This is a genomic window from Niveispirillum sp. FG148 (assembly GCF_057809655.1).
In genome coordinates this window covers 1-24317 of record NZ_JBMDKJ010000006.1, presented here as the reverse complement: position 1 = coordinate 24317, position 24317 = coordinate 1, and the positions used below count along the sequence as shown (strand labels likewise).

The window sequence follows — 24317 nt, the reverse complement described above, 5'->3', positions numbered from 1 at the left end:
GCGGCGGCCGGGACCGGAGGTGGTCCCTATTGTTCCTCTCTCCAGAGTCGCCTTGCCCCCGCCGCTCCTGTCCGGACGGCGGGGGTTTTGTTTTCTGGCGCGACCAAGGATCAGGCGCGGGCCGGCAGCAGATGGCTGAGCAGGAACAGCACCGCACCGGCCGCCACCACGGCCGGCCCCGTGGGCAGGTCGGCCATCATGGAGGCGGCCAGCCCTGCCGCCACGGCCCCGACCCCGCACAAGGCCGCCAGACCGGCCATCCCCTCCGGCGTGCGCACAAAACGCCTGGCCGTGGCCGCCGGGATGATCAACAGGGACGTGACCAACAGGATGCCCACGACCTTCATGGCCAGCGCGATGGTGGCCGCGATCAGCATCGTGAAGCCCAGGCGCACCCAGCGAACGGGCACACCTTCCACACGCGCCAGATCCTCGTCCACCGTCAGGGCCAGCAAGGGCCGCCATATCCAGGCCAGCAGCGCCAGCACCACAGCGCCCCCGCCCCAGATGGCGTAGAGCGCGCCCGTGTCCACCGCCAGGATGTCGCCGAACAGATACGAAAGCAGGTCGACGCGGACAGAGCCCAGCACCGCGACGGCCACCAGTCCCAGACTGAGGGTGGAATGGGAGATGATGCCCAGCAGCGTGTCGCTGGCCAGTCGCCTTTGTTCCTGCAACAAGGTCAGGGCGACAGCGATGGCCAGACAGACGATGATGATGCCGGCACTGGCGCCGATCCCGGCCAGGAAGCCCAGCGCTACGCCCAGCAGGGCCGAATGGGACAGCGTGTCACCGAAATAGGCCATGCGCCGCCAGACCACGACACAGCCCAACGGCCCCGCCACCAGGGCCAGACCGATGCCGGCGGCCAGCGCCCGGATCAGGAAATCATCCATGGCGTCCCCCAGGCAGTGATTTTGATGCAGATGGAATCCGCCGCAGGCAGAGCACGGCCAGCAAGGTCAGCCCCATGCCGATCACCATATTGCTGACAGGGGTCGCCGCGGCGGCCGTGAAGGCCAGGTCCAGCGTGGTGTGCAGGATGATGACGGGCCACAATGATCCATGCGAGCGGACCCAGATCCAGCCGGTCAGCACCGATCCAACCAGGATGCTGAAGGCCCAGCCGGCGATTCCGGCCGCATCCATGGCCGCCAGCGTAGGCCGGAAGCAGAACAAGGGCAGATGCCAGACTGCCCAGATCACGGCCACGACGGTCACCGCCCCGCGAAAGCCCAGACGGGGCAGCAAGGCTGGCAGCAGAAATCCGCGCCATCCCGCCTCCTCCCCGACACCGACGAAGAGCAGCAGGCCCAGCGGGAACAGCCACGGCGTCGCAAAGGGCCATTCCGGCCAGCGGACCATGCCCACCACGTCCGGCGCCGGTCCACCGAGCGGCCCTGCCGCCAGTTGAGCCACGCCCAGCGCCAGCAGCGGCCCCAGCAGCACGGCCGCCAGCAGCGGCAGTGACACCCGCCAGCGTATCAGTCCCTGCGCCCATTCCCGCAGGGCCGCACGCCCCCGGCGGGCCGAAACGAACAGCGCCGCCAGACACGGCCCCATGCTGCCCGCCCAGTGCCAGACCAGAGCGCGCGCGCCGCCATCCGGCGCGGGCTCCAGCACCAGCGGCAGCCAGAGCACCCAGGACAGGCCATAGGCCAGCAGGACGAATCCGGCCAGGGTGGCCAGGGGAACCATCAGCCGGCACCATGATCGTGATGGCCTCCGCCATGGTCGTGATGGCCATGCTGATGATGGTCATGGCCGCAATCATGGTGACGGCTGTGCGGCGTGTGCTCCTGCCCCGGGGCCACCACACAACCATCGTCGGCATGCGCATGATCGTGACTGTGGTGGTAGATGGCCAGCGCTTCCGCGTGGCGGCCGAACAGGGCGACATATTCAGGGTGGCGCGACACGTCGTCCGGCTTGCCCTGGCAGCAGACATGCCGGTTCAGGCAGATCACCGTATCGGTGCGCGCCATGACCAGATGCAGGTCGTGGCTGACCAGCAGCACGCCGCAACCACGCCGGTTGCGGATATCCCCGATCAGTTCGAACAGGGCGATCTGCCCATGCACATCCACCGCCTGCACCGGTTCATCCAGGACCAGCAGGTCCGGGCGGCGCAGCAGCGCACGCGCCAGCAGCACACGTTGCAGTTCGCCCCCCGACAGGGTCTGGATGGCCCGGTCGATGGCATGGGCAGCCCCAACCTCCGTCAGGGCCGCCAGCATCTCCGCCCGGTCGATCTTCGACCAGAGCGACAGAAAGCGGTCGACCCGCAGGGGCAGCGCCGGGTCCACGGCCAGACGCTGCGGCATATAGCCGATGCGCAGGTCCGGACGTCGTTCGATGCGGCCGGCATCAGGCTGGATCAGCCCCAGGCACAGCTTGACCAGACTGGTCTTGCCCGCCCCGTTGGGCCCGATCAGGGTGACGATCTCCCCCGCCCCCACCGTCAGGCCGACATTGTCCAGCACGGTGCGGTCGCCGCGCGACAGGCTTAACCCCTCGGCTTTCAGCAGGACGGCGGACAATGGCAGGGCTCCCATAATAGCACTGGCGGTCTGGCCTGCGCCTGCCGCAGGGTTTACGCCATGCTGCCCGCCTTGACAAATGTTACATTATAACACATCTGCAGGGCTCTCATCGCGTCAAGGCTCCTCCCCATGTTCCGCCGCCTCCTGATCCTGGCCCTGTTGGTTCTCGGCCTGCCCTTGCCGGCAGCCGCCACCGCACCGCCGCAAGTGGTCGTGTCGGTGAAGCCGCTGCATTCGCTGGCCGCCGGGGTCATGCGGGGGGTGGGAGAACCCTATCTGCTGGTGCGGGGGGCGGCCAGTCCGCACGCCTTTGCCCTGCGACCGTCGGATGCCAAGGCGTTGGCGGGTGCGCAGCTGGTAGTGTGGACCGGTCCGGCGCTGGAGACCTTCCTGGAAAAGCCGCTGACCACCCTGGCCACGGCAGCAGAGGTGATGACGGTGATGCGCCTGCCGGGCCTGCCCCTGCTGCCGACGCGCGCGGGCGGGGCCTGGGATGATTGGCATGATCACGGTCAGGCCATTGGCGGCGATCTGTCGGTTGATGGGCATGTCTGGCTGGACCCGCGCAACGCCATGCGCATTACCGACGCGTTGGCCGAAACCTTGTCGCGCCTGGACCCGGCCCATGCCGCCACCTACCATGCCAATGCCGCGGCCCAGCACGACATGCTGACCCGGCTGGACACGGAGATGATGGTGGCGCTGGAGCCGCTGCGCACACGCCCCTTCGTCACCTTCCATGACGCCTATCATTATCTGGAGGACCGGTACGGGCTGCATGCGGCCGGGACCATCACCGTCACCCCGGACCAGCCACCGGGGGCCGCCCGCCTGACGGAACTGCGCCGCCGCGTGAAGGAGGTGGGAGCCACCTGCATCTTCGCCGAACCGCAGTTCGAGCCGGCGCTGGTCCACACCCTGGCCGAGGGTACGGGGGCGCGTACGGGCGTGCTGGACCCGGAAGGAGCCAACATCCCGGACGGGCCTGATCTGTACCCTGCTTTGATGCGCTTCAACCTGCGCTCACTGGTGGATTGCCTTTCCGGGGGCTGATCCGGGGCGCAACCCGTGCTATCGCTGCTGACCATTGTGCAATAGCGGCCGGGAGTGGGCGATGCGTATCGGGATCGTGGGCGGCGGTGGCCGCATGGGGCAGATGCTGATCCGCGAGGTGCTGGCGACAGAGGGGGCGACCCTGGCCGGCGCCACTGAACGGCCGGGTGCCGCCACCATCGGCCGCGACCTGGGCACCCTGGTGGGCGCCGACCCGCTGGGCATCGCCATCACCGATGATGCCGCCGCCCTGTTCGCCGCCAGCGATGCCGTCATCGATTTCACCGCCCCCGCCGCGACGCTGGCCCATGCCGAGCTGGCCGCCGCCCATGGCACGGCCCTGATCGTAGGCACAACGGGCCTGTCCGCCGACGACCATGCAAGGCTGGCCGAAGCCGCCGCCAAGGCCCCCCTGGTCGTGTCCGCCAATTTCAGCCTGGGCGTCACCCTGCTGGCCGGGCTGGTGCGCAAGGTGGCGGCCACGCTGGGCCCCGACTGGGATATCGAAATCCTGGAAATGCACCACAAGCACAAGGTCGACGCGCCCAGCGGCACCGCCTTGGCATTGGGTCGCGCCGCCGCCGACGGGCGCGGCGTCATTCTGGCCGAGGTGAAGGATGCCGTGCGCGACGGCCACACGGGCGCGCGCACCCGCGGCGATATCGGTTTCGCCACCCTGCGCGGCGGCGATGTGGTGGGCGACCATACCGTCATCTTCGCGACGGAGGCCGAACGGCTGGAACTGTCGCACAAGGCCGGCAGCCGGGCCATCTTCGCCCGCGGCGCCGTCCGCGCCGCCCTGTGGGCCGGCGGCAAGGCGCCGGGGCTCTATTCCATGGATGACGTGCTGGGGCTGTGACCGGGGCCGGGGCCCGGGGTAAACAACCCCGGGCCCCAAAAACGAAACGGGGCGCCGTCGCCGGCACCCCGTTTGTCATTCCGTCAAGGGGAAGGCGCCGATCAGGCGGCCTTCAGCTTGGACAGCTTTTCCACCGTGGCGTTCACGCGGGCCGTGATCGGCTCGGCGGCCTGGTTGGCGACCTTGATGCCGGTTTCGGAGACCTTGGTAGCCTCCGCAACCAGGGCGTCGAAGGAGGTCTTGGCGAATTCGGTCTGCAGATCGACCAGTTCCTTCACCGACTTGACGGCCATCAGGGCCTTGGCGGTGGAGACGGACTGTTCGTACTGGGCCTGGGTGAAGGCAACCAGTTCCTTCGACAGGGCTTCAAAGCCCTTGGTCAGGATCGTGGAGGAAGCCACGAAAGCCTCCACATTGTCCTTCTGGAAGCCGACGACATCTTCGAACGTGGCGAAAACCTGCTTGCTCATCTTTTCCACCTTTTCCTTGGTCTGGGCGATAGCCTGTTCAACATTCTTCGCCACGGGCACTTCCGGGGCGGACTTGGCCACCGCCGCAGCCGCAGGGGCCGGGGTGGCGGGAACAGCGGCCGGGGGGACCGCTGATTTCTTGGGCGCCGGGGCGGCGCGCTTGGCCGCGGGAACTTCCGCCGGCACCGGCGCCTCCGCCACGGGGGCGGGCGTCACGGCTTCGGCCACAGGTTCGGCCACCGGCACTTCAACGGCGGGCGTCTCGATCACCGGCTCTACCGGGGCCACAGCAACCGGAACGGGCACATCAGCCACAGGGGCCGGCACCTCCACCGGGATCGTCACGGCCGGGGCCGCGTCAACCGGCACTGCCGCTTCCGGTGCGGTTTCAATGGCCGCGGCTTCAATGGCCGGGGGAACGGATGCCGCCTTCTTCACGACAGCCTTGGTCGATGTCGGGCGCGTCACGGTCCCTTTCGGCGTGCGTGTTGCCATCTGCTATCTCCTTCGCGCTCTGTCGTTGCCGGTCCGCTAGGCGCAGCCCCGGCACCGGTCGCCGCTATTTCTGGACCCAATGGGTGACGGACCCTGCCGCCATCCCTTTCCACCGGGTCGTGCTGCAATGCAGCATTGGTGGATTTATATCGGTACGATGGACCAGAGTCAAGGCGCTTTTGTGCAGTGCAACACGAATATCACCTGTCCTTACGGATAGGGCGCGCAGCGTTCCACATGTCGTGTGGTCGCGGCGGGATTGCAGCCCTGGGGCTTTCAAAACACCCGGCCCGATGACAGGATGCCGGCCCTTTCCGCCCGCAACCGCCAGCGCCAGGACCACCATGACCTATTGTCTGGGAATCAAGATCAAGGACGGGCTGATCGCCCTTGCCGACGGCCGCATCACGGCCGGCACGCAGGTCACCGCCGCCCGCAAGGTGACGCTGATCAAGAACGGCAAGGAACAGTTCTTCGTCATGACGTCGGGTCTGCGCAGCGTGCGCGACAAGACGCTGGCCTATCTGCGACGGGAGATGGCGGCCAAGAAGGCCAAGCCCTTTGCCACCATGCTGGACGCGGCCAACGCCTTTGCCGCCTGTCTGCGTACCGTCGCGGCTGAGGACAAGGCAGCGCTGGAAGACTCGCACCTGAAGTTCAACCTGCACGCCATCATCGGCGGCCAATTGTCCAAGGATGAGGAACCGACCATGTTCCTGATCTATCCGGAGGGCAACTGGATCGAGGTGGACGAGCGCACGCCCTATCTGTCCATCGGCGCCACCACCTATGGCAAGCCCATCCTGGACCGCGCCCTGAAGCACGATACCAGCATGACCATGGCGCTGAAGCTGGCCTATCTGTCCTTCGACAGCACGCGCTACAGCTCCGCCGATGTGGGCTATCCGATCGACCTGCTGACCTATCACACGGCCGACCGCAAATGGCGGGAGGATCAGTTCGATTATGACCACCTGGTCGAACAGCGCCATTGGTGGAACAAGCACATCACCGATCTGGCCAACCGCCTGCCCAACGGGCCATGGATGGACACGCTGCTGCCGAAGTGATGAAACGGTGGGGAGATACCGCCCTGATCAGCGGGGCGGTATCTCCTTCTTTTTGGTCTCGCGCTTCTGTTCGGTCTGGGCCCGGTCCAGGGCGTTCAGATTCTCCAGCGCGACGCCAGCGGCCGGCGATCCAGCGGCCACACGGCGCACACTTTCCCAATCCTGCTTGGCATGGACCATGTCGCTTTTGGCGGCATAGAGATTGCCGCGCAGCAGCAGCGCTTCACTGTTCTGCGGCGACAGCTGCAGGGCCTGGACCACGTCGGACATGGATTTCGAATCCTGGGCCAGCACATGGTAGGCCTGCGCACGCAGCAGCCAGGCCTCCGTCAGCTTGGGCGCATGTTCGATCACCTTGTTCAGGTCGGCCACGGCATCCCAGTACCGCTCCGCGCCCGCCCGCAGGATGGCCCGATCCAGCAGCAGCTGCGGGTCCTTGGGCGTCAGGGCAAGGGCCTGCCCGATGGCAGCCTCTGCCTTGTCATTCTTGTGGATGTTGGACCAGGCCGTTGCCGCCCGGCTCCACAGGTTGGCGCGGGCGACCAGCGGTTCGCGCGTCAGTTCGGTGGCGGACGCTTCCAGCAGGGGGGCGGCCGTCTCCCAATCGCCCCGCAGCATCTGGGCCAGCGCCTGACAGAGGCGCGCATCGGCACCCCCGCCCTGGCGTTCCCACAGCTTGGCTTCGGCCAGGGCAAAATCAGGCAGGGCTTCCGCCCGTTCCACGCAATGGGTGCGGCTGGCGAAAATGGGTCCATCTTCGGCCTGCGCCAGCGGCGGCAGGACCAGAAGGGCGAGGGCTGTCAGGGCGACAGCGCATGCGGCATTGAGCGGCTGGTTCATGACGCGCTACAAATCCCCATCCGCTTCACGCTGGCAAGTGTCAAAAGTTTCATGATCGACCCGCCTTCCGCGCCCGCCGGGCGCCTGTTCATCTTCGGCCTGGGTTACACGGCCCTGCGCCTGGCCAGCCGTCTGCGCGGCGCGGGCTGGCGGGTGGCCGGCACGGTAAGGGGCGCCGACAAGGCGGCGGCTTTGCGGGCGCAGGGGATCGACGCTTTCACGTTCGACCGCGGCCAGCCTTTGCAGGACATCGCCGCAGCCCTGGACGGCACGGACTACCTGCTGTCGTCCGTGCCGCCGGATGCGGAAGGCGACCCGGTTCTGGACATGCACGGGACCGACATTGCGGCGCGGGCGCATCTGCTGCGCTGGGTCGGCTATCTGTCGACGACAGGCGTCTATGGCAACAGTGACGGCAGCTGGGTGGACGAGACATCGCCGCTGGCCACCACCGGCACCCGGGGGCTCCGCCGGGTCAGCGCGGAAGCGGGATGGCTGTCGCTGTGGCGCGACCGGGCCGTCCCCGTCCACATCTTCCGCCTGCCCGGCATCTATGGCCCCGGGCGCAGCGCCATCGACGCCCTGCGCGCGGGTACGGCCCGGCGCATCGACAAGCCGGGGCAGGTCTTCTGCCGCATTCATGCCGATGATATCGGCGGGGCGCTGCTGGCCTCCATGGCCCGACCGCATCCGGGCACGGCCTGCAATGTCGTGGATGACGAACCCGCGCCCGCGGCGGATGTGGTGGCCTACGCGGCCGGCCTGCTGGGCGTACCACCGCCGCCCCTGGAACCTTTCGATGCCGCGACCCTGTCGCCCATGGCTGCCAGCTTCTATGCCGACAGCCGGCGGGTGCGGAACGACAGGTTGAAACAGGATCTTGGCTACAGCCTGCGCTATCCGAGCTATCGCGAGGGGCTGGCAGCGCAGCTGGCGGCGGAGACAAATGGTATCGATCCTGTAACCGCCCGGTAAATCCCCGCGCCGGATTCCGGGGCGCTTGCTAGACTGGCGGGATGAGCGACACCATCCCTACCCCGCCCCCCGCCGCCGTGCCCGATGAGGACGCCGTTCTGTCTGCCGATCTCAGCCGGCATCGCTGGCTGGCCGGTTCGTGCCTGGCGCTGGCAGCCGGCGGCTGGGCGTTGAGCCACGCCCCTTTCCTGCCCGCCAGCATCGCCCCGGCCCTGCGCGCCGTGGCAGAGGCCGGCATGGTGGGGGGCCTGGCCGACTGGTTCGCGGTCACGGCCCTGTTCCGCCGGCCGCTGGGCCTGCCCATCCCGCACACGGCCCTGGTGCCGCGCAACCGCGACCGCATCGCCGACGGCATCGCCGCCTATATCGACCGGGAATTCCTGGAACCTTCCATGCTGGTGGAACAGGTGCGGCGCATGGACCCGGCGGCCCGCATTGCCGGCCTGCTGGCCGATCCCGCTGACCGGGACAAGCTGGTGGATCTGGTGGCAGGCATGCTGCCCGGCCTGCTGAACCGGCAGGGCGACACGCCCCTGGCCGACGCGCTGGGCCGGGCGCTGGCGGCGGGCCTGGCCCAGGCCGACCTGCGCCCCGCCCTGGCGGGTGCGCTGCGCCATTTCGTGGACAGCAGCGCGCTGCAACCGCTGTTGCAGGAGGTGGCGGACCGGCTGATCCATTTCGTCCATAACCAGCGCGGCCGGGTGGAAGCGGCCGTGGCGGGGAAATCGCGCTGGTGGATGCCGTCTTCCATCGACAAATCCATGGCCGACACCATCAACGAAGCCATCCTGGGCCATCTGTTCGACCTGCGCAGCGCCTATGCGCCGGCCGGCAAGGAGCTGCGCGACTGGCTGCGCGCCCTGCCCGACGAAATCGCGGAAGGCAGCGAGCTGGCCCAGCGGCTGCTGGAGGCATTGCGTCAGTTCGTCGGGCCGAGGGCGGCCGGGCCCTTGCTGCATGATCTTCTGGCCGGGCTGCGCGATGCCGCGCTGGCCGACCTGGACCGGCCCGATGGCCATATTCGCAGCGCCCTGCACGGCATCGCCGAATCGCTGGCAGAGGCCATGCAGGAGCCGCCCGTCCGCGACCGGCTGAACCAGGCCGTGGAACAGGCCTTCACAGCCGCCTTGCCCCGCTGGCGTCAGGCCATCCGTGAATTCGTGGCCAGCACCCTGAAGAAACAGGATGTGGATGCCTTCACCCAGCGCCTGGAACTGCGGGTCGGGCGCGACCTGCAGTTCATCCGCATCAACGGCACGCTGCTGGGCGCCGCCATCGGCGGGGTGCTTTACGCGCTGAACAGCGGGCTGGCCACCCTGCTCCAATAGGGTCCGGTCGTGCGGGCGGCGCCCTTGCCGGCAGGTTGGCAATCTGCTGACAAGGGGCTGGTTTGGTGGGGACGAAAACAGCGGCGCAAAGGCCCGCCGCCCCGGTTATGGCGCCGCGAAGACCGACAGGGTGACGCGGGCACCGACAATCAGCTTGTCCTGCACGCCCGGCAAGGCATCGGCCATCGGGGCGGCGGCTTCCATCATCATCGGCTTGGCGCGGGCGCCGGTGACCGTGATGTCACGAATGCCCTGTTCGGTGAAGTCGATGCGGCCGACACGATAGGTGCGGCCGGGGAAAGCCGCGTTCAGCCGCTTCAGTTCAGCATTCACCTGGGCATAGAGCTTGTCGCGCAGGGCGGCACGGGTCGCCTCCGTCTCCGCCAGGGTCGGGTCGAAGGCGATGTCGCCCACCCGCACCTGCAGTCCCGGCCGGCTGGCCTTCTTGGCGCGGTCGTTCAGGGAGGCCAGCTGGCTTTCCGGCAGGCGGGTCTGGAGCTGTGCCTGCCAGCGTTCCAGCCCGGCGCTGTCGCTTTGCGGAACCATGGCAATGATGCGCCATTCGGCCTTGTCGGCGATGCCGGCCACGGCCTTCAGCGTGTCGCCGCGCACGGTGCCACCATTGCCATTGCCGGCGATATCCACCACCAGGGTGACCAGGGCCGTCTCCGTCTTCACCCAATCTTCCACCGACAGCGACAGCGACACGCTGTCCGTCACGGGCGGCGGGGCGACCTGGGCCGACACCGACGGGGTGGCGGCGGCCAGGAAGGGGATAAGACAGGCAATGGCCAACGACCGGCGCATGGGATTTTCTCCATTCTTGTCAGGGGGTAGATATCCCCCCGTCTGCAATTTCATCCTACCCCGCGGGGTGCGGCCGAATTGCGACAAGAATGGGGTAAGGATCAGAAATCCAGGTCGGCGTAATGCTTGGGCGGCGGCAATCCTGGCTGATGGTCCGCCAGCAGGGGCCGGAAGCTGGGCCGGCTCTTCACGCGGGCATAGAAATCCTTGGCCTCCGGATGATCGTCCCAGGGCACGTCACCCAGATAATCCACGGCGGACAATTGCGCGGCGGCTGCGATGTCGGCCCAGCTGAACTGGTCACCGGCCAGCCAGGTACGCCGTTCGGCCAGCCAGCCGATATAATCCAGATGATAATGGATATTGGCCAGACCGGCGCGGATGGACTGGGCCTGCGGCGTGCCCTGCCCGGAAAAGCGCTTGAACAGCTTCTCGCCCACCAGCAGGTCCGTCACCTCGGCCTTGAACTTCACGTCGAACCAGGCGACGACGCGGCGGACCTCCGCCCGTTGCAGCACATCGCGGCCCAGCAGCGTATGGGCGGGATAGGCATCTTCCAGATATTCGCAGATGGCCACCTGATCGGCGATGACGGCGCCATCACCCTCCACCAGCACAGGCACCTCCCCGGCCGGGTTCAGCAGCATGAACTCTTCCCGCCGCTCCCAGGGCTTTTCGATCTCCAGCGCGAAGTCGAGCCGCTTTTCCGCCAGCGCCACCCGCACCTTGCGCGAAAAGGCCGAAAGGGGGTGGTGAAAGAGTGTCCGCATCAGTTTTCCGATCCCGCAGCCCAGGCCGCCGCCACGCCCCTGGCGGCCGGTCCCGGCCTGCAAAGCTGTGCCACAGGGGACCGGGGTCTGACAAGCGGGTCCGGCGGAAACAAATGACCGCAGAGGCTTGGGAACAACCGGTTTTCCGACGCTCCGCCCACGCCGGCGCGGTACCGGCACCCGCGCTGATAAAGCCCGCCACCGGAACGCGCATGGACAGTGACGGGCAAGGATGCGATAGAGCCTGTGATGGCCGGCAATGGCCCCTGTCGAGGGAAGAATGTGATGACGGATGCTGTGCGTGTACGCGCGGCCCAGCCGGGGGATCACCAGGCATGGCTGGGGCTCTGGACAGATTACTGCGCCTTCTACAAGGCAGAGGTGCCCGCCCGCGTGACCGCCACCCTCTGGGCCCGGGTCCTGGACCCGGCCTTTCCCGTCAATGGTCTGGTGGCCGAAGGGGCAGACGGCACGCTTCTGGGTCTGTGCCATTACGTTCTGCATCCCCACACCTGGTCGGCCGATCCCGTCTGCTATCTGGAAGACCTGTTCACGACGCAGACCGCGCGGGGCCGCGGGGTGGGTCGCAGCCTGATCCGGCATCTGGAGGAACTGGGCCGCACCGCCGGCTGGAACCGAGTCTTCTGGCATACGGAAGGCACGAATGCCACGGCCCGTATGCTGTATGACAAGGTCACGGGCGGTGCCGACGGTTTCGTCCGTTACACAATCCCGCTGAATAAACGGGACTGACCGCATTGGGTTACCGGCGCCTCCTGCTGCTGCTGTCATGTCTGGCCGCGCTGGCCGGATGGACGCTGCCGGCCGCATCGGAACCGGCGACACTGCATATGGGACTGGAGAGCATCGGGCTTTACGTCGATCCCCACCCCACCAGCAATCTGTCCACACGCAACCTGATGGCCCATATCTATGAAGGGCTGGTGGGGCGCCGTCCGAACCTGGACCTGGAGCCGGGGCTGGCCGTCACCTGGACCGCACAGGCCGATGGCAGCTGGCTGTTCGACCTGCGCCACGGCGTGCAGTTCCACCGGGGTGGACGGCTGGAGGCCAATGACGTTGTCTACAGCCTGTGCCGTATCCTGCGCATGCCGTCCTCTCCCCTGGCCGCCAGCGTCCGCCAGTTCTCGACCGTGGAGGCCATCGGCACGCATCGCCTGCGGATCCGGTCCCAGTTGGCGGCCATGGATGTGCCGCGTCAACTGGTCGGCATCTGGATCATGGATGCGCCGCCGGGCTGGACGGGACGGTTCAATGCAGCAGGCTGCGGTGATGACACAAGCCAGCAGCCCTTTACCGACCCTGGACAGGCCGACGGGACGGGGCCTTACCGCCTGACCCGCTTCCAGGCCGGGGAAAAGGCCCTGCTGACTCGGTTTTCCCGCTATTGGGGACCACCGGCACCGTGGAGCCAGGTCGAGATCCTGGAAATCCAGGATACGACCCGGCGCAGCCGTGCCCTGGCCTTCGGCACGGTAGATGTTATCGACATGGTGCCGGCGGAGAATGCCGCCTACTTGCGGGGGCGCGACGACATCGAACTGGTGGTCGGCCCCATTTCCCGCACGTTCCAGCTGCAGCTGAACCAGCGGCCGAACCCCGATGGCAGCGCCAATCCACTGGCCGGCGCAAGGGTGCGGCGGGCCCTGTCGCTGGCGATCGACCGCACGGCCATCATCGAGCGTACGCTGACCATCGGCGCCCTGCCGACCTCACAGCTGATGCCAGCCGGGATGGAGGGCTATCAGCCGGATCTGATCGATAATCCGTTCGATCCCGATCAGGCCCGGCGTCTCCTGCGCGCGGCCGGGTACGCCGATGGCTTCGACACAACCATCCTGGTGCAGGATTACGCGGCACGCTTCGCCCAGGCCATCGCCCGGTATCTGCAACAGGTCGGGGTGAGGGCCAGCGTCGTCACGATGCCGGAAAGTCAGCTGGTGCAGCGGATCAGCACCGGTGATTTCCAGCTTTATGTCGGGTCCATCAATCTGTTCGCCGGCGACTTCGTCACGCTGACCCGGAACCTGCTGGCCAGCGGCAAGGCATCGACCGGCCCAGGCAGCTATAATCGCGGTGCCTTCAGCAATGCCCAAGCCGACGAACTGATCGCGCAGCTTCAGCAGCAGGCCCCCGACGCGGCCGAACGCAGCGTCCTGATCCGACGCCTGGCACTGCTGGCCAACCAGGAAGTGGCCTTGATCCCCCTGGCCCATGCCGGTCGGATGTGGGCAATCCGTCAGGGCCTGCACTTTGGCGGGCGGGTGGATGGCCTGACACTGGCGATGGAGATATTCCCCGACAGCAAATAACGTTAGGTCCCTGTAGCCACCCGACAATTCCCTCATAACGGGTAGTGACAGCCGGTAATATCACATGTTAGCAGTATTCGCGTTCCGAATTTCCGAAGCGATCAAGGGAGCAAGTGGCCATGGCGGAATACACCATCGCCCCACCCGTCCCTGAGGATGAGGCGGACTGGCGTCGCCATTGGGCCCGGTACCTGACCCGCTACGACGTGAATGTCGCGCCGCTGACCACGGATATCGTCTGGGCCCGGATGCTGGATCCGGCCTCCACCATGCGCGGGCTGATTGCCCGCAATGCCGAAGGGCAGGGGGTTGGTTTCTGCCACCTGATCCTTCACGCCAATACCTGGTCGCTGCAGCCCTTCTGCTATCTGGAAGATATGTTCATCGCGCCGGAATATCGGCGCCGCGGCATCGGCATGGCCATGCTGAACCGAATTTTCGACATGGCCCGGGAAAATGGCTGGTCGCGTGTCTATTGGACAACATGGCAGAACAATACTGCTGCCCGTGCCCTTTACGACAAGGTCATCGGCGCACCTGATTCGCTTGTCCGCTACACGATGAAAATATCGGGCTGAGTTTCATTCACCCTGCCATCCCAGTGATTGCGCGAAAGTTGGCTTGCGATCGTTCCGGGCCGGCGCATGGTTTTGTTAAATAGCGCTAACCATGTTAGGGTCGCCGCATCCGGGGAGCCGGGGGGCTGCCAGGATGGAGATGCAGGTTTCACGAAGGCCGGTGCCGGTTTCGCGTATTGACAGGTGCAATCCGCGGCCCCTTTCCAAAAATCCAATCCGCTCCATCCTGATGCCCCGACCGGCGCGCCTGCCATTCCGGGGGATGCCGGCGATGGCCAAGGCGCCGGATGGAATATTGGACGGGATATGATGGACGATAAACGGGACCTGCTGAATTCGCTGAAGATCGACCGCACGGCGATGACGGAAGTGTCACCACCGCGCCCTGCCCGACTGTGGACGGTAAGCCTGCTGGCACTGGTCGGCGTCGGTGCCGTCGTCGCCGTGATCGTCACGCAGTTCATGGCACCTCCGGCCCTGCCGCCCGCCACGTCGGCCACCGCCGGCAATACCGGCCCGGCCGGGACCGGCATGCCGGCGGTGGCGGCCCCGCGCCCCGCAGGCGGTCTGGTCGCGTCGGGCTATGTCGTTGCCCGCCGCACCGCCACCGTATCGGCTGAGCTGACGGGCCGGGTGCAGGATGTGCTGGTGGATGAAGGCATGGTGGTAACCAAGGGCCAGGAACTGGCACGGCTCGATTCCACGCTCGCCAGCATCGATCTGGATCTGGCCAAGGCCCGCGTCGCCTCCGCCCAGGCCCATATCGAGGGCCTGGGCGCCGACCTGAAGGATGCCGAACGGGTGCTGCAGCGCACCTCCTCCCTGTCCAAGGCCGCCAACGCGTCGGAAGCGGAATTGACCCGCGCCCAGGCGCGCGCCGAAACCCTGCGCGCCCAGATCAAGGGCGCCAGGGCCGACGTGGAGATCGCCCGGATCTCCGTCGACCGGCAGACGGAGACGGTGGACCGCCATATCATCCGCGCGCCCTTCGATGGCGTCGTCATCGACAAAAATGCCCAGCCGGGGGAGATCATCTCCCCCATGTCATCCGGCGGCTTCACCCGTACCGGCGTCTGTACCCTGGTCGACATGGCCAGCCTGGAGATCGAAGTGGATGTGAATGAGGCCAATATCGGCCGCGTCCGCGCCGGGCAGAAGGTAGAGGCCATCCTGGACGCCTATCCCGACTGGAAAATCCCGGCCAGCGTCATCGCCGTGGTGCCGCGCGCCAACCGGGACAAGGCCACGATCAAGGTCCGCATCGCGCTGGCCGAGCGCGACGGCCGCGTCTTGCCCGACATGGGGGCCAAGGTCACCTTCCTGGACGCCAAGCCCGCCGGCTGATCAGGGCCGCGGCAATACCGAACAGCGATCCCGGCCCGGGAATGGCCGGCAATTGGGGGAACAGCAGCCATGACCGCACTGATCACCATCAAGAAAGCCGCCAAACGCTTCGTGAAGGGGCGTGAGACGATCACGATCTTCGACCATCTCGACATGCAGATCGAGACGGGGGACTTCATCGCCATCATGGGTCCCAGCGGGTCGGGCAAGACCACCTTGCTGAACCTGCTGGGCGGCATCGACCGGCCCACGGCGGGCGAACTGAGCTTTGCCGGGCAGCGGCTGGACAAGATGAGCGAGGGGCAATTGTCGGCCTGGCGGGCCGCCAATGTCGGCTTCATCTTCCAGTTCTACAACCTGATGCCCATGCTGAACGCGGCCCGCAATGTCGAGCTGCCGCTGCTGCTGACCCGGCTGGGGGCCGGCGACCGGCGCAAACGGGTGGAAGCGGCGCTGAAGATCGTCGGCCTGGCCGACCGCGCCCGGCACTTCCCCAGCGAAATGTCGGGCGGTCAGCAGCAACGCGTGGCCATCGCCCGCGCCATCGTCGCCGACCCCGCCATGCTGCTCTGCGACGAGCCGACGGGCGACCTGGACCGCAAGACCGCGGACGAAATCCTGTCGATGCTGCAATTGCTGAACCGCGAGTTGGGCAAGACCATCATCATGGTCACCCACGATCCGGAAGCCGCCCGGTATGCCAACCGCGTCCTGCATCTGGACAAGGGCCGGTTCGTGGAACAGGAGGTGGCGGCATGACCGACTTCTCCCTGATCCTGGCGAACCTGTTCTCCAAGAAGCTGCGGGCCATCCTGATGATCGTGGCGATCTTTTTCGCCTTCCTGATCTTCGGTGTGCTGGCCGGCATCCAGAACGGCTTCGACAATATCGGCGGCTCTGCCGGGGAAAACCGGCTGGTCACCGTCAACAAGATCAATTTCACCCAGCCCATGCCACTGGCCTATATCAGCCGCATCCGCGGGGTGGAGGGGGTGGTGCGCGCCAGCCACGCCAACTGGTTCGGCGGCTATTACCAGGATCCCAAGAACCTGGTGATGACCTTCGCCATCGATGCGGAATCCTATCTGGACGTCTATGCCAGCGACATCAGGCTGCCGGCGGAACAGCGCGCTGCCTTCCTGGCCGACCGCACGGGCCTGCTGGTCGGGCGCAAGTTCGCGGAAAAGAACGGCTGGAAGGTCGGCGACCGCATCCCGTTGAATTCCAACATCTACACCAACAAGAACACGGGCAAGCAGTCCTGGGAATTCACCATCGCCGGCATCATGGAACCGGCACGGGAGGAGGCGAATACCGACTTCGCCCTGTTCCATTATGAGTATTTCAGCGAGTCCGTGACCTTTGGCCAGAACACCATCGGCTATGTCATCCTGGAAACGGCGGACAAATCGCTGAACATGAAGATCGCCAAGACCATCGATGAGATGTTCGCCAATTCCCCGGCGGAGACGTCCACCGACACGGAAAAGGCCTTCAGCCAGGCCTTCGCGGCCCAGTTGGGCAATATCAGCCTGATCATCACCATGGTGGTGGGAGCCGCCTTCGTCACCATCCTGATGATCGTCGGCAACACCATGGTCATGGCGGTGCGCGAGCGCACGCGGGAGATCGGCGTGATGAAGACGCTGGGGTTCCCGTCAGGCCGCATCTTCAAGCTGGTGCTGGGGGAATCGGTCATGCTGTCGGCGCTGGGCGCCCTGCCTGCCCTGGGGCTGGCTGCCGTGCTGCTTTCCGTCCTGAAGAAATCCATCGGCATACCAGGCCTGGAACTGAGCCTGCCCTATCTGCTGCTGGGCATCGCCATCATGCTGGGGCTGGGTCTGGTCACCGGTCTGGTGCCGGCCTGGAACGCATTGCGGCTCAACATCGTCACCGCCCTGGGGCGGCAGTGAGAGGGGGGATCACGCCATGCGCATCCTGAACCAGATCGTCGCCGTCACCACCATCAACCTGAAAAGCCTGCCACAGCGGCTGCTGCCATCCCTGTCCACCATCGTGGCCGTGGCCCTGGTCGTGGGCGTGCTGCTGTCCTTCCTGGCCATGGCCGCGGGCTTCCAGCGGACCATCAGCGGGTCGGGCTCCGACAATATCGCCATCCTGCTGCGCGACGGTTCGCAGCAGGAGATCAACTCCGTGCTCATGCTGGATCAGGTACGCCTGATCGGCGAGGCACCGGGCATCGTGCGCAAGCCCGACGGCAATCCGCTGCTGTCCGCCGAACTCTATGTCATCGTCGACGGCATCAAGCGGTCGACGGGGCTGAAGGCCAACCTGCCCATGCGCGGCATCGGTGCCGACGGGCCGGGCCTGCGCGACGGGCTGGTCATCACCCAGGGCCGCATGTTTGCCCCCGGCAGCAACGAGATCGTGGTGGGCGAAGGCCTGACACGCGAATTCGCCGGGTTCGAACTGGGCAAGGAGGTGAAGCTGGGCACGGCCACCTGGACGGTCGTCGGCACCTTCTCCATGCATGGCGCCGTGTTCGAAAGCGAGCTGTGGGGCGATGTGACGGTGGTGCAGAGCATGTTCCGCCGTGGCAACAGCTTCCAGACCGTGCGCGTGCGGCTGGAGAACAAGGACGCGATCGACGCCCTGCGCACCTATGTGGAGAACGAGCCGCGCCTGAAACTGTCCGTCGCGTCGGAAAAGGGCTTCTTCGCCGGCCAGTCGTCGAACACGATCAAGCTGATCCGGAATGCCGGCTGGCCTTTGGCCATTGCCATGGCGCTGGGCGCACTGGCCGGGGCGCTCAACACCATGTACAGCTCCGTCGCGTCCCGCTCGCGGGAGATTGCCACCCTGCGCTGCCTGGGCTTCGGCGGCTTCCCTTCCTTCATCGCCACCCTGCTGGAAAGCCTGGTCCTGTCGATGATCGGCGGCCTGTTCGGTGCCGTCATCACCTATCTGCTGTTCGACGGGTTCAGCACCTCGACCCTGGGCGAAGGTTTCACCCAGATCGTGTTCAGCTTCAGCCTGACGCCGGCCCTGGTGATGCAGGGCATCATCCTGGCCCTGCTGGTCGGGTTGATCGGGGGCTTCTTCCCGGCCTTGCGGGCCGCCCGACTGCCCATTGCCGCAGCCTTCAGTCAGGCCTGAGGTCGCCTGATCGGGTCCGACCATGCCCCGCCGGTCGTGTCCGGGCCGCCACTGGCGGGGCATATGCTTTTGCTTAGCTGTTAATCATCGTAAAGGATCGATAAACACATAATTGCGTTGCCTCTTTTCCGCCGGGGCATGGGGACCGGGGCTCTATCATGGAATTGTTCACGGCCATTCTTTCCGGGGGTGGCATCACTCTGACATTGTTTGTCTTCTATCTGGCCTCCGACCGCCTGATCGAAAATTACGTGGCAGTGCCCGCGCGGGCCGTACTGCGCGATGTGCTGACGGTCCTGCTGACGATCGGCGCCATGTCCTACCATATCGATGGACCCGCCATGGCCGCGCTGGATCTGCGCGGTGCGGCAATAGGCCTGACCGTCCTGTTCGGGGGCGCCCGCTACGGCCTGCTGACCGCCGTGACGGCCATCCTGGTACGCCTGGCATCCGGCGACACCGTCCCCACGGCCGATATGGCCAACATCGCCTGCAATCTTCTGGCGGCCATTGCCGTATCCCGGTGGATTGTGCCGGGCCTGCCCCAGGGCTTCTGGCCGCTTTTCATCATGGGCACGGTCACAGGCACGGTGACAGCGGGGGAAATGCTGTTCGTCGCCCCCGGCGTGACCGGTTTTAATCTGCTTACCACCCTGGGCCCAACGATCTTTGCCGTGCAGTTGAGCGCCACCTTGCTGTTCGGCTGGCTGATGGCCCTGCAGCTGGACCGGCAGATCGGCCAGCAGGCCCGTGCCGTTGTGGAACTGGAACGTCTGGCGCTGGAGCACGGCCTGGCCACCAGCCCGGTCGAATTCATCGTGAAGATCGGGGCCGACGGCTCGATCCTGGATGCCAGCGAGGCCTATGCCCGCCGCGCGGGCTACAGCCTTCAGGCGATCAAGTCACTGCATCTCTGGGACCTGAAGCCGGACCCGTCGCCCACGCACTGGCTGACCCAGGCGGCCGGGATCAAGGCGGTGGGCCACATGATCTATGAAACCGATCACCGGACAGCCAGCGGCGAAATCTGGCCGGTGGAGGTGAATGCTGTTTATGACGCGTCGGGTGACTATATCATCGCCTTCATGCGCGACATCACGGAGCGTCGACGGGCGGAACAGGAACTGTCAGCGAAGAACGCGGCCCTGACCCGGGCCCTGGAACAGACCATCGATGTTCTTGCCGCCGCCTTGAACTCACGCGATCTCATGGCGCGGTCCCATGCCCGGCATGTGCGCGACCTGTCGATGCGGCTGGGCCGTCTGCTGGGCCTGGGATCGGAACGGTTGCGGGGTTTGTGGCTGGCGGCGACTGTCCAGAATGTCGGGCAGATCCAGACCCCCGCCGAAATCCTGAACCGTCCCCGGGCCCTGACCAGCGAGGAGTTCGAACTGGTGAAACTGCATCCAGAGGCGGGCTTCGAAATCCTGCGCGATGTCCAGCTGCCGTGGGCCGTGGCCGATATCGTCCGCCAGCATCATGAAAATGTGGATGGCAGCGGCTATCCCCAGGGACTGACGGGAGAGGACATCCTGCTGGAGGCCCGGATCCTGCGGGTCGCCGATAGTCTGGTGGCCATGCTGTCCCACCGCCCCTTCCGTCGGGCCCATGACCAGGCCTATGCGGTGGGCGAGCTGCGCCGGCTGTCCGGTACCTGTTACGACGCCACCGTCGTGCAGGCCTGTGTCGGGCTGATAGAGCAGGAAGGCTACCCCGAATTCATTCCCATGGATGGCGGCCGATGAGCGAAAAGCCCCTTTCCGGCGTTGACGGTCTTCCAGACCATGTGCTGCTGAGCGCCGTCCTGAATGACATTCCCCAGCGCATCATCATCAAGGACCTCAATTCCGTCTATCTCGCCTGCAACCAGGCCGTGGCGCGGGATCTGGGGCTGCCGATCGACACCATCGTCGGCAAACGGGACGAGGACCTGTACCCCGCTCATCTGGCCAGCCGCTATCGTGCCGACGACATCCGCGTCATGGCCGAAGGGCTGGACGTGGTGTTCGAGGAACCCTATGTGCGGGAGGGTAAGCCTGCCTGGCTGCGCACCAGCAAACGGCCGCTGCGCGACCAGGAAGGCAACACCGTCGGCGTCGTCGTCAGTTTCGACGACATCACGGCGGAACGTGACGTGACCGAAAGGCTGCGCCGCCGGGAATGGACATTGGCGGCCCTGCATCGCGCCAGCGGTGCCGTGGTCCAGGCCGGCACGGAGGAAGAGCTGCTCCAGACGGTGTGCGAGGCCGTGACCATGGGGAATGAATATCCCCTGTGCTGGATCGGCTGGTGCGAATTTGACGCGGAGCGGACCTTGCGCGTCGTGGCCAGTGCCGGCTCTGCCAAGGCATATACGGATGGGCTGCGCGTCTCCTGGGCGCCCGGCCCCCTGGGCGATGGTCCGGCAGGCCGGGCCGCGCGGGAACGCCATCCGGTGGTCAACAACCATGCCTCGACCGATCCGCGTTTCCTGCCCTGGCGGACGCGGGCGGATTGTTACGGCATCGCATCGTCATTGGGCATGCCCCTGGTCCTGGATGGCCAGGTTGTCGGCGTGATGAGCATCTACAGCGCCACGGCCGATGCCTTCGGGCATGAAGAGATGGACCTGTTCCAGGAATTCGCCGCCACGCTGATGTTTGGTGTGGAATCCCGACGCACAGCCAAGGCCAACCAGCTATTTCTTCAACAGCAGGCCGAACAGGAAGCCGCGCTGCGGCAGGCGCTGGAAGATGCGCTGGGGGCCATTGCCGGCGTCCTTGAACAGCGCGATCCCTATACCGCCGGCCATCAGAAGCATGTCAGCATGCTGGCCGTGGCCATCGGGCGGGAAATGGGCCTGGATGCGGAGCGTCTGCATGCACTGGGTCTGGCGGCGGCGGTGCATGATCTCGGCAAGATCGAAGTGCCCGCAGAAATCCTGACCAAGCCGGCCCGGCTCAACAAGGCGGAATTCGCGCTGATCAAGCGGCATCCGGAAGTGGGCTACCAGTTGCTGAGCAAGGTGCCATTCCCCTGGCCCATCGCCGAGATTGCCCGGCAACACCATGAATATCTGGACGGATCGGGCTATCCCCACGGTCTGAAAGGATCGGAGATCCTGTTGGAGGCCCGTATCCTGACCGTGGCCGACATCGTCGAGTCCATCTCTTCCGATCGCCCTTACCGCCCCGCAATGGGATTGAATGAGGCCTTGGCAGAGATCCGCCGCCTTAGCGGCAGCAAACTCGACCCCCAGGCCGTGGACGCCTGCTGTCGTGTGGTCGAGAAGAACGGCTTCACCCCCAACCTCATGCAGCCCGGACGTCGTGCCGCCGGCTGAAATCAAGGCGCCGTGATTGGAGGCACCGATGCGGCCGGCCGAATCGGTTCCGCCGGGGCGTCTGTCTCCGGCCGGCTGCCGGCTATAGCCGCGGCCCCTTGTCTTCCTTCAGCTCCCGCATGACGATGCAGGTGGAGATATCCCGCACGCTGGGCAGTTGCAGGATGGTGTCCATGGTCAGGTGGCTGAGATCATCCATGTCGCGTACATGTACATGCAGGATGACATCATGGGCGCCCGTGATGGCGGCGCCACCGGCGATGCGCGGGTCGCGCCCGACCAGATTCTGAAAGGCCTGGGTCTGCGTCTCCACCCGTTGATCCAGATTGACCAGGACGAAGGCCGACACCGCATAGCCCAGCTTTTCCGGTCGCACCACGGCGCGGTAACCCGCAATCACACCATCCTCTTCCAGTGCGCGGGTGCGGCGCAGGCAGGAGGATTCGGACATGGTCACCCGTTTCGACAGATCGACATTCGACACGCGTCCGTCCTTCAGCAGTTCCTGAAGGATTTTGCGCCCCTCCGCATCGATCATCGGCTCTCTCCATCACGATTCAGCCTATTTCTGACTAATTGTGTCACAGAATAGGTCTTTCTGTCTGCAATCGGGTGACTTCCCCCGCAGGTCCGACGATATCCTTCAGAGCAGTCAATGACATCGGAAATGCGGGAGGGCCCGGATGGAGCTGGAAGACTTGGCGCGCAATCCCTATCCCTTCTATGCGGCCTGCCGGGAACAGGCGCCTTTGGTCTGGGTCCCGGGGCTCGGCATGTGGATGGCCACCCGGTATGAGGATGTGCGGGACATCATCATGGACACGGCGCGTTTCACCACCGTTTCCGACCATTCCATCATCCAGCGCACCTTCGGCACACAGATGCTGACATCCGAAGGTGCCGATCAGCGCCGCTATCGCCGTGCCCTGCAACCCATCTTCATGCCGCCCAATATCCGTCAGCGTCTGGAAACGGAAATCGACGCCGCGACGGTGGCGCTGATCGCCGGCTTCGCCGCCGCGGGCCGCGTGGAACTGCGCAGTGCCCTGGCCAGCCGGCTGCCCATCCAGACCATCCTGCTGTGCTTTGGTCTTGATATCGCCGCCGAGCCGCGCCTACGCGCCTGGTACGACAGTTTCGAGGCGGCGCTGGCCAACTTCGGCCGCGATCCGGATATCGAGGCGCGGGCACAGGGCAACGTGACCGAATTGCACGATTATCTGGCCGGGGAGATGGCGGCGGCCCGGGCCGGGACCGGGTCCTCTGTCCTGGCCGAGATTCTGTCCAGCGAGGCTGCGCGCGCGCTGGACGATGAGGAGATAAGGCGGAACCTGTCCATCATCTTCTTCGGTGGCATTTCGACGGTCGAAGCGCTGATCCTGAACAGCCTGTGGGCCCTGTCGCAGCACCCCTTGATCTTTGACCATGTACGCGCCGATCCGGGCCTGATCCCCCGCGTCCTGGACGAAACCATGCGCTGGCTGGGGCCGGTGCAGTCAGCCACGCGTCATGTCGTCACGGATACGATCTATAAGGGCATCGCCCTGCCGGAAGGGGCGATCGTCAATTGCATGCTGGCGGCGGCCAATCATGACCCGTCGGTCTTCCCTGAGCCGGCTTGTTTCAATATCAACCGGCGGAATCCTTCGGCGCATCTGGGTTTCGCCACGGGGGCACACCTGTGCCTGGGTTTCCGGCTGGCGCAGGCAGAGGCGCGCATCGCGCTGGCCCGCTTGCTGGAGATGTTGCCGTCACTGTCGGTCGATAATGATGCGACCACGCCACCCGAAGGTTATGAGTTTCGTCAGCCGCGGCAACTGACCCTGTCCTGGCGCGTGCCCTGACCCGCAAAGGGTGGCATTTGCCCAACCCGCGTATCCAACTGTGCTTCCACGCCTTGCGGTGCGTACGCGTCCCGGAAAGGCAAAACGCCGCTAGACCATTGATCTGGCGGCGTTTTGTTGGATGCGGGGGCAGGATTTGAACCTGCGGCCTTCAGGTTATGAGCCTGACGAGCTACCGGGCTGCTCCACCCCGCGTCAGACCGGCGTTGAGCCGGTGGAAAAGGGAACGCCGCCCAATGTGGGCGGCGTTTGTGTTGTTGGATTTCGTGAAGTTTATACCTGTTACGGGCGGACCTGGCGGCGACCTACTCTCCCGTGTCTTGAGACAAAGTACCATTGGCGCAGAGGGGTTTCACGGCCGAGTTCGGGATGGGATCGGGTGGGGGGCCCTCGCTATGACCACCAGGTCGGCGCGTAACAGGGTTGGTTTTGTGAGGTGTGATGGTGTGCTGATGTAGTGATTGATGTGTGTGGGTTTGCCGCTGCGCGTGAGCGGCACCATCTTGTGGATGGTAAGTGGATCAAGCCGGACGAGCGATTAGTAAGGCTAAGCTTCACGCATTGCTGCG

23 protein-coding genes, 1 tRNA gene and 1 rRNA gene are annotated in these 24317 nt (G+C 65.8%); 15 read left to right on the top strand and 10 right to left on the bottom strand.

The features are described 5' to 3' along the window. Positions 1–110: 110 nt before the first annotated feature. Genes ACODTW_RS08305 through znuC form a run of 3 tightly spaced genes read right to left on the bottom strand, consistent with a single transcriptional unit; the run spans position 111 to position 2540 of the window. On the bottom strand, positions 111–896 hold the full coding sequence (locus tag ACODTW_RS08305; protein WP_488945501.1) for a metal ABC transporter permease: 786 nt from the start codon (positions 894–896) through the stop codon (positions 111–113). Then, a complete protein-coding gene (locus ACODTW_RS08300) occupies positions 889–1698 on the bottom strand; it encodes a CPBP family intramembrane glutamic endopeptidase (RefSeq protein WP_488945500.1) in 810 nt (269 codons plus the stop codon). Before ACODTW_RS08300 ends, ACODTW_RS08305 begins: the two co-directional genes overlap by 8 nt. After that, entirely contained in the window at positions 1698–2540 is an 843-nt protein-coding gene (gene znuC / locus ACODTW_RS08295) for a zinc ABC transporter ATP-binding protein ZnuC (protein WP_488945499.1), read from the bottom strand. The genes ACODTW_RS08300 and znuC overlap by 1 nt, the downstream gene beginning before the upstream one ends. Positions 2541–2672: 132 nt before the next feature. Here znuC and ACODTW_RS08290 point away from each other — a divergent pair, with 132 nt between their 5' ends. Both ACODTW_RS08290 and dapB read left to right on the top strand, forming a co-directional pair. Further along, positions 2673–3596 (top strand): zinc ABC transporter substrate-binding protein, encoded by a 924-nt coding sequence (locus ACODTW_RS08290; RefSeq protein WP_488945498.1) that lies wholly within the window; start codon positions 2673–2675, stop codon positions 3594–3596. Positions 3597–3657: 61 nt separating this feature from the next. Beyond that, on the top strand, positions 3658–4455 hold the full coding sequence (gene dapB, locus ACODTW_RS08285) for a 4-hydroxy-tetrahydrodipicolinate reductase (protein ID WP_488945497.1): 798 nt from the start codon (positions 3658–3660) through the stop codon (positions 4453–4455). Between the two features lie 101 nt (positions 4456–4556). Here dapB and ACODTW_RS08280 read toward each other — a convergent pair whose 3' ends face one another. After that, entirely contained in the window at positions 4557–5420 is an 864-nt protein-coding gene (locus ACODTW_RS08280) for a phasin family protein (RefSeq protein WP_488945496.1), read from the bottom strand. Between the two features lie 344 nt (positions 5421–5764). Between ACODTW_RS08280 and ACODTW_RS08275 the strand changes: the two genes are divergently transcribed. Then, on the top strand, positions 5765–6490 hold the full coding sequence (locus ACODTW_RS08275; protein ID WP_488945495.1) for a proteasome-type protease: 726 nt from the start codon (positions 5765–5767) through the stop codon (positions 6488–6490). 27 nt (positions 6491–6517) lie between these two features. Here the strand turns inward: ACODTW_RS08275 and ACODTW_RS08270 are convergent, their stop codons facing one another. Next, positions 6518–7330 (bottom strand): hypothetical protein, encoded by an 813-nt coding sequence (locus ACODTW_RS08270; RefSeq protein ID WP_488945494.1) that lies wholly within the window; start codon positions 7328–7330, stop codon positions 6518–6520. 51 nt (positions 7331–7381) lie between these two features. Here ACODTW_RS08270 and ACODTW_RS08265 point away from each other — a divergent pair, with 51 nt between their 5' ends. Both ACODTW_RS08265 and ACODTW_RS08260 read left to right on the top strand, forming a co-directional pair. After that, the gene (locus tag ACODTW_RS08265; protein ID WP_488945493.1) at positions 7382–8305 is read left to right on the top strand and encodes an SDR family oxidoreductase; all 924 of its coding nucleotides are present in this window, start codon (positions 7382–7384) and stop codon (positions 8303–8305) included. Between the two features lie 41 nt (positions 8306–8346). Beyond that, entirely contained in the window at positions 8347–9633 is a 1287-nt protein-coding gene (locus tag ACODTW_RS08260) for a DUF445 domain-containing protein (protein WP_488945492.1), read from the top strand. A 105-nt stretch (positions 9634–9738) separates the two neighbouring features. Here the strand turns inward: ACODTW_RS08260 and ACODTW_RS08255 are convergent, their stop codons facing one another. Beyond that, the gene (locus ACODTW_RS08255; RefSeq protein WP_488945491.1) at positions 9739–10440 is read right to left on the bottom strand and encodes a hypothetical protein; all 702 of its coding nucleotides are present in this window, start codon (positions 10438–10440) and stop codon (positions 9739–9741) included. A gap of 101 nt (positions 10441–10541) precedes the next feature. Beyond that, entirely contained in the window at positions 10542–11210 is a 669-nt protein-coding gene (locus tag ACODTW_RS08250) for a glutathione S-transferase family protein (RefSeq protein ID WP_488945490.1), read from the bottom strand. Between the two features lie 285 nt (positions 11211–11495). Here ACODTW_RS08250 and ACODTW_RS08245 point away from each other — a divergent pair, with 285 nt between their 5' ends. The 9 genes from ACODTW_RS08245 to ACODTW_RS08205 all read left to right on the top strand — a co-directional run bounded on the left by ACODTW_RS08245 (position 11496) and on the right by ACODTW_RS08205 (position 21904). Continuing rightward, positions 11496–11963 (top strand): GNAT family N-acetyltransferase, encoded by a 468-nt coding sequence (locus ACODTW_RS08245; RefSeq protein WP_488945489.1) that lies wholly within the window; start codon positions 11496–11498, stop codon positions 11961–11963. Between the two features lie 5 nt (positions 11964–11968). Further along, positions 11969–13543, top strand: a complete 1575-nt coding sequence (locus tag ACODTW_RS08240; protein WP_488945488.1) for an ABC transporter substrate-binding protein — start codon at positions 11969–11971, stop codon at positions 13541–13543. 119 nt (positions 13544–13662) lie between these two features. Beyond that, positions 13663–14121 (top strand): GNAT family N-acetyltransferase, encoded by a 459-nt coding sequence (locus ACODTW_RS08235; RefSeq protein WP_488945487.1) that lies wholly within the window; start codon positions 13663–13665, stop codon positions 14119–14121. A gap of 306 nt (positions 14122–14427) precedes the next feature. Further along, complete coding sequence (locus ACODTW_RS08230; RefSeq protein WP_488945486.1) at positions 14428–15465, top strand: efflux RND transporter periplasmic adaptor subunit; 1038 nt, start codon at positions 14428–14430, stop codon at positions 15463–15465. A 69-nt stretch (positions 15466–15534) separates the two neighbouring features. Continuing rightward, positions 15535–16224, top strand: coding sequence for an ABC transporter ATP-binding protein (locus tag ACODTW_RS08225; RefSeq protein WP_488945485.1), 690 nt, complete (start codon positions 15535–15537; stop codon positions 16222–16224). Beyond that, the gene (locus ACODTW_RS08220) at positions 16221–17378 is read left to right on the top strand and encodes an ABC transporter permease (RefSeq protein ID WP_488945484.1); all 1158 of its coding nucleotides are present in this window, start codon (positions 16221–16223) and stop codon (positions 17376–17378) included. Before ACODTW_RS08225 ends, ACODTW_RS08220 begins: the two co-directional genes overlap by 4 nt. A gap of 16 nt (positions 17379–17394) precedes the next feature. Then, complete coding sequence (locus ACODTW_RS08215; protein WP_488945483.1) at positions 17395–18582, top strand: ABC transporter permease; 1188 nt, start codon at positions 17395–17397, stop codon at positions 18580–18582. Between the two features lie 158 nt (positions 18583–18740). Then, positions 18741–20327, top strand: a complete 1587-nt coding sequence (locus tag ACODTW_RS08210; RefSeq protein ID WP_488945482.1) for an HD domain-containing phosphohydrolase — start codon at positions 18741–18743, stop codon at positions 20325–20327. Beyond that, positions 20324–21904, top strand: coding sequence for an HD domain-containing phosphohydrolase (locus ACODTW_RS08205; protein ID WP_488945481.1), 1581 nt, complete (start codon positions 20324–20326; stop codon positions 21902–21904). Before ACODTW_RS08210 ends, ACODTW_RS08205 begins: the two co-directional genes overlap by 4 nt. A gap of 82 nt (positions 21905–21986) precedes the next feature. On the opposite strand, the gene ACODTW_RS08200 is transcribed toward ACODTW_RS08205, so the two are convergent. Further along, positions 21987–22442: an Lrp/AsnC family transcriptional regulator gene (locus tag ACODTW_RS08200; RefSeq protein WP_488945480.1), complete on the bottom strand. Its 456-nt coding sequence runs from the start codon at positions 22440–22442 to the stop codon at positions 21987–21989. Positions 22443–22587: 145 nt separating this feature from the next. On the opposite strand from ACODTW_RS08200, the gene ACODTW_RS08195 reads away from it, so the two are divergent. Further along, positions 22588–23748: a cytochrome P450 gene (locus tag ACODTW_RS08195; protein ID WP_488945479.1), complete on the top strand. Its 1161-nt coding sequence runs from the start codon at positions 22588–22590 to the stop codon at positions 23746–23748. 118 nt (positions 23749–23866) lie between these two features. Here ACODTW_RS08195 and ACODTW_RS08190 read toward each other — a convergent pair. Then, positions 23867–23943: transfer RNA gene (locus ACODTW_RS08190), tRNA-Met, on the bottom strand. Between the two features lie 97 nt (positions 23944–24040). Next, positions 24041–24155, bottom strand: a 5S ribosomal RNA gene (gene rrf / locus ACODTW_RS08185). Between the last annotated feature and the right edge of the window lie 162 nt (positions 24156–24317).

Coding starts and splice junctions, on each gene's coding strand:
- ACODTW_RS08235 (WP_488945487.1), top strand. CDS start 13,663: ATGGCGGAATACACCATCGCCCCACCCGTCCCTGAGGATGAGGCGGAC.
- ACODTW_RS08255 (WP_488945491.1), bottom strand. CDS start 10,440: ATGCGCCGGTCGTTGGCCATTGCCTGTCTTATCCCCTTCCTGGCCGCC.
- ACODTW_RS08245 (WP_488945489.1), top strand. CDS start 11,496: ATGACGGATGCTGTGCGTGTACGCGCGGCCCAGCCGGGGGATCACCAG.
- ACODTW_RS08210 (WP_488945482.1), top strand. CDS start 18,741: ATGGAATTGTTCACGGCCATTCTTTCCGGGGGTGGCATCACTCTGACA.
- ACODTW_RS08205 (WP_488945481.1), top strand. CDS start 20,324: ATGAGCGAAAAGCCCCTTTCCGGCGTTGACGGTCTTCCAGACCATGTG.
- ACODTW_RS08260 (WP_488945492.1), top strand. CDS start 8,347: ATGAGCGACACCATCCCTACCCCGCCCCCCGCCGCCGTGCCCGATGAG.
- ACODTW_RS08270 (WP_488945494.1), bottom strand. CDS start 7,330: ATGAACCAGCCGCTCAATGCCGCATGCGCTGTCGCCCTGACAGCCCTC.
- ACODTW_RS08220 (WP_488945484.1), top strand. CDS start 16,221: ATGACCGACTTCTCCCTGATCCTGGCGAACCTGTTCTCCAAGAAGCTG.
- ACODTW_RS08200 (WP_488945480.1), bottom strand. CDS start 22,442: ATGATCGATGCGGAGGGGCGCAAAATCCTTCAGGAACTGCTGAAGGAC.
- ACODTW_RS08225 (WP_488945485.1), top strand. CDS start 15,535: ATGACCGCACTGATCACCATCAAGAAAGCCGCCAAACGCTTCGTGAAG.
- dapB (WP_488945497.1), top strand. CDS start 3,658: ATGCGTATCGGGATCGTGGGCGGCGGTGGCCGCATGGGGCAGATGCTG.
- ACODTW_RS08305 (WP_488945501.1), bottom strand. CDS start 896: ATGGATGATTTCCTGATCCGGGCGCTGGCCGCCGGCATCGGTCTGGCC.
- ACODTW_RS08290 (WP_488945498.1), top strand. CDS start 2,673: ATGTTCCGCCGCCTCCTGATCCTGGCCCTGTTGGTTCTCGGCCTGCCC.
- ACODTW_RS08265 (WP_488945493.1), top strand. CDS start 7,382: ATGATCGACCCGCCTTCCGCGCCCGCCGGGCGCCTGTTCATCTTCGGC.
- ACODTW_RS08300 (WP_488945500.1), bottom strand. CDS start 1,698: ATGGTTCCCCTGGCCACCCTGGCCGGATTCGTCCTGCTGGCCTATGGC.
- ACODTW_RS08195 (WP_488945479.1), top strand. CDS start 22,588: ATGGAGCTGGAAGACTTGGCGCGCAATCCCTATCCCTTCTATGCGGCC.
- ACODTW_RS08230 (WP_488945486.1), top strand. CDS start 14,428: ATGATGGACGATAAACGGGACCTGCTGAATTCGCTGAAGATCGACCGC.
- ACODTW_RS08215 (WP_488945483.1), top strand. CDS start 17,395: ATGCGCATCCTGAACCAGATCGTCGCCGTCACCACCATCAACCTGAAA.
- ACODTW_RS08250 (WP_488945490.1), bottom strand. CDS start 11,210: ATGCGGACACTCTTTCACCACCCCCTTTCGGCCTTTTCGCGCAAGGTG.
- ACODTW_RS08275 (WP_488945495.1), top strand. CDS start 5,765: ATGACCTATTGTCTGGGAATCAAGATCAAGGACGGGCTGATCGCCCTT.
- ACODTW_RS08280 (WP_488945496.1), bottom strand. CDS start 5,420: ATGGCAACACGCACGCCGAAAGGGACCGTGACGCGCCCGACATCGACC.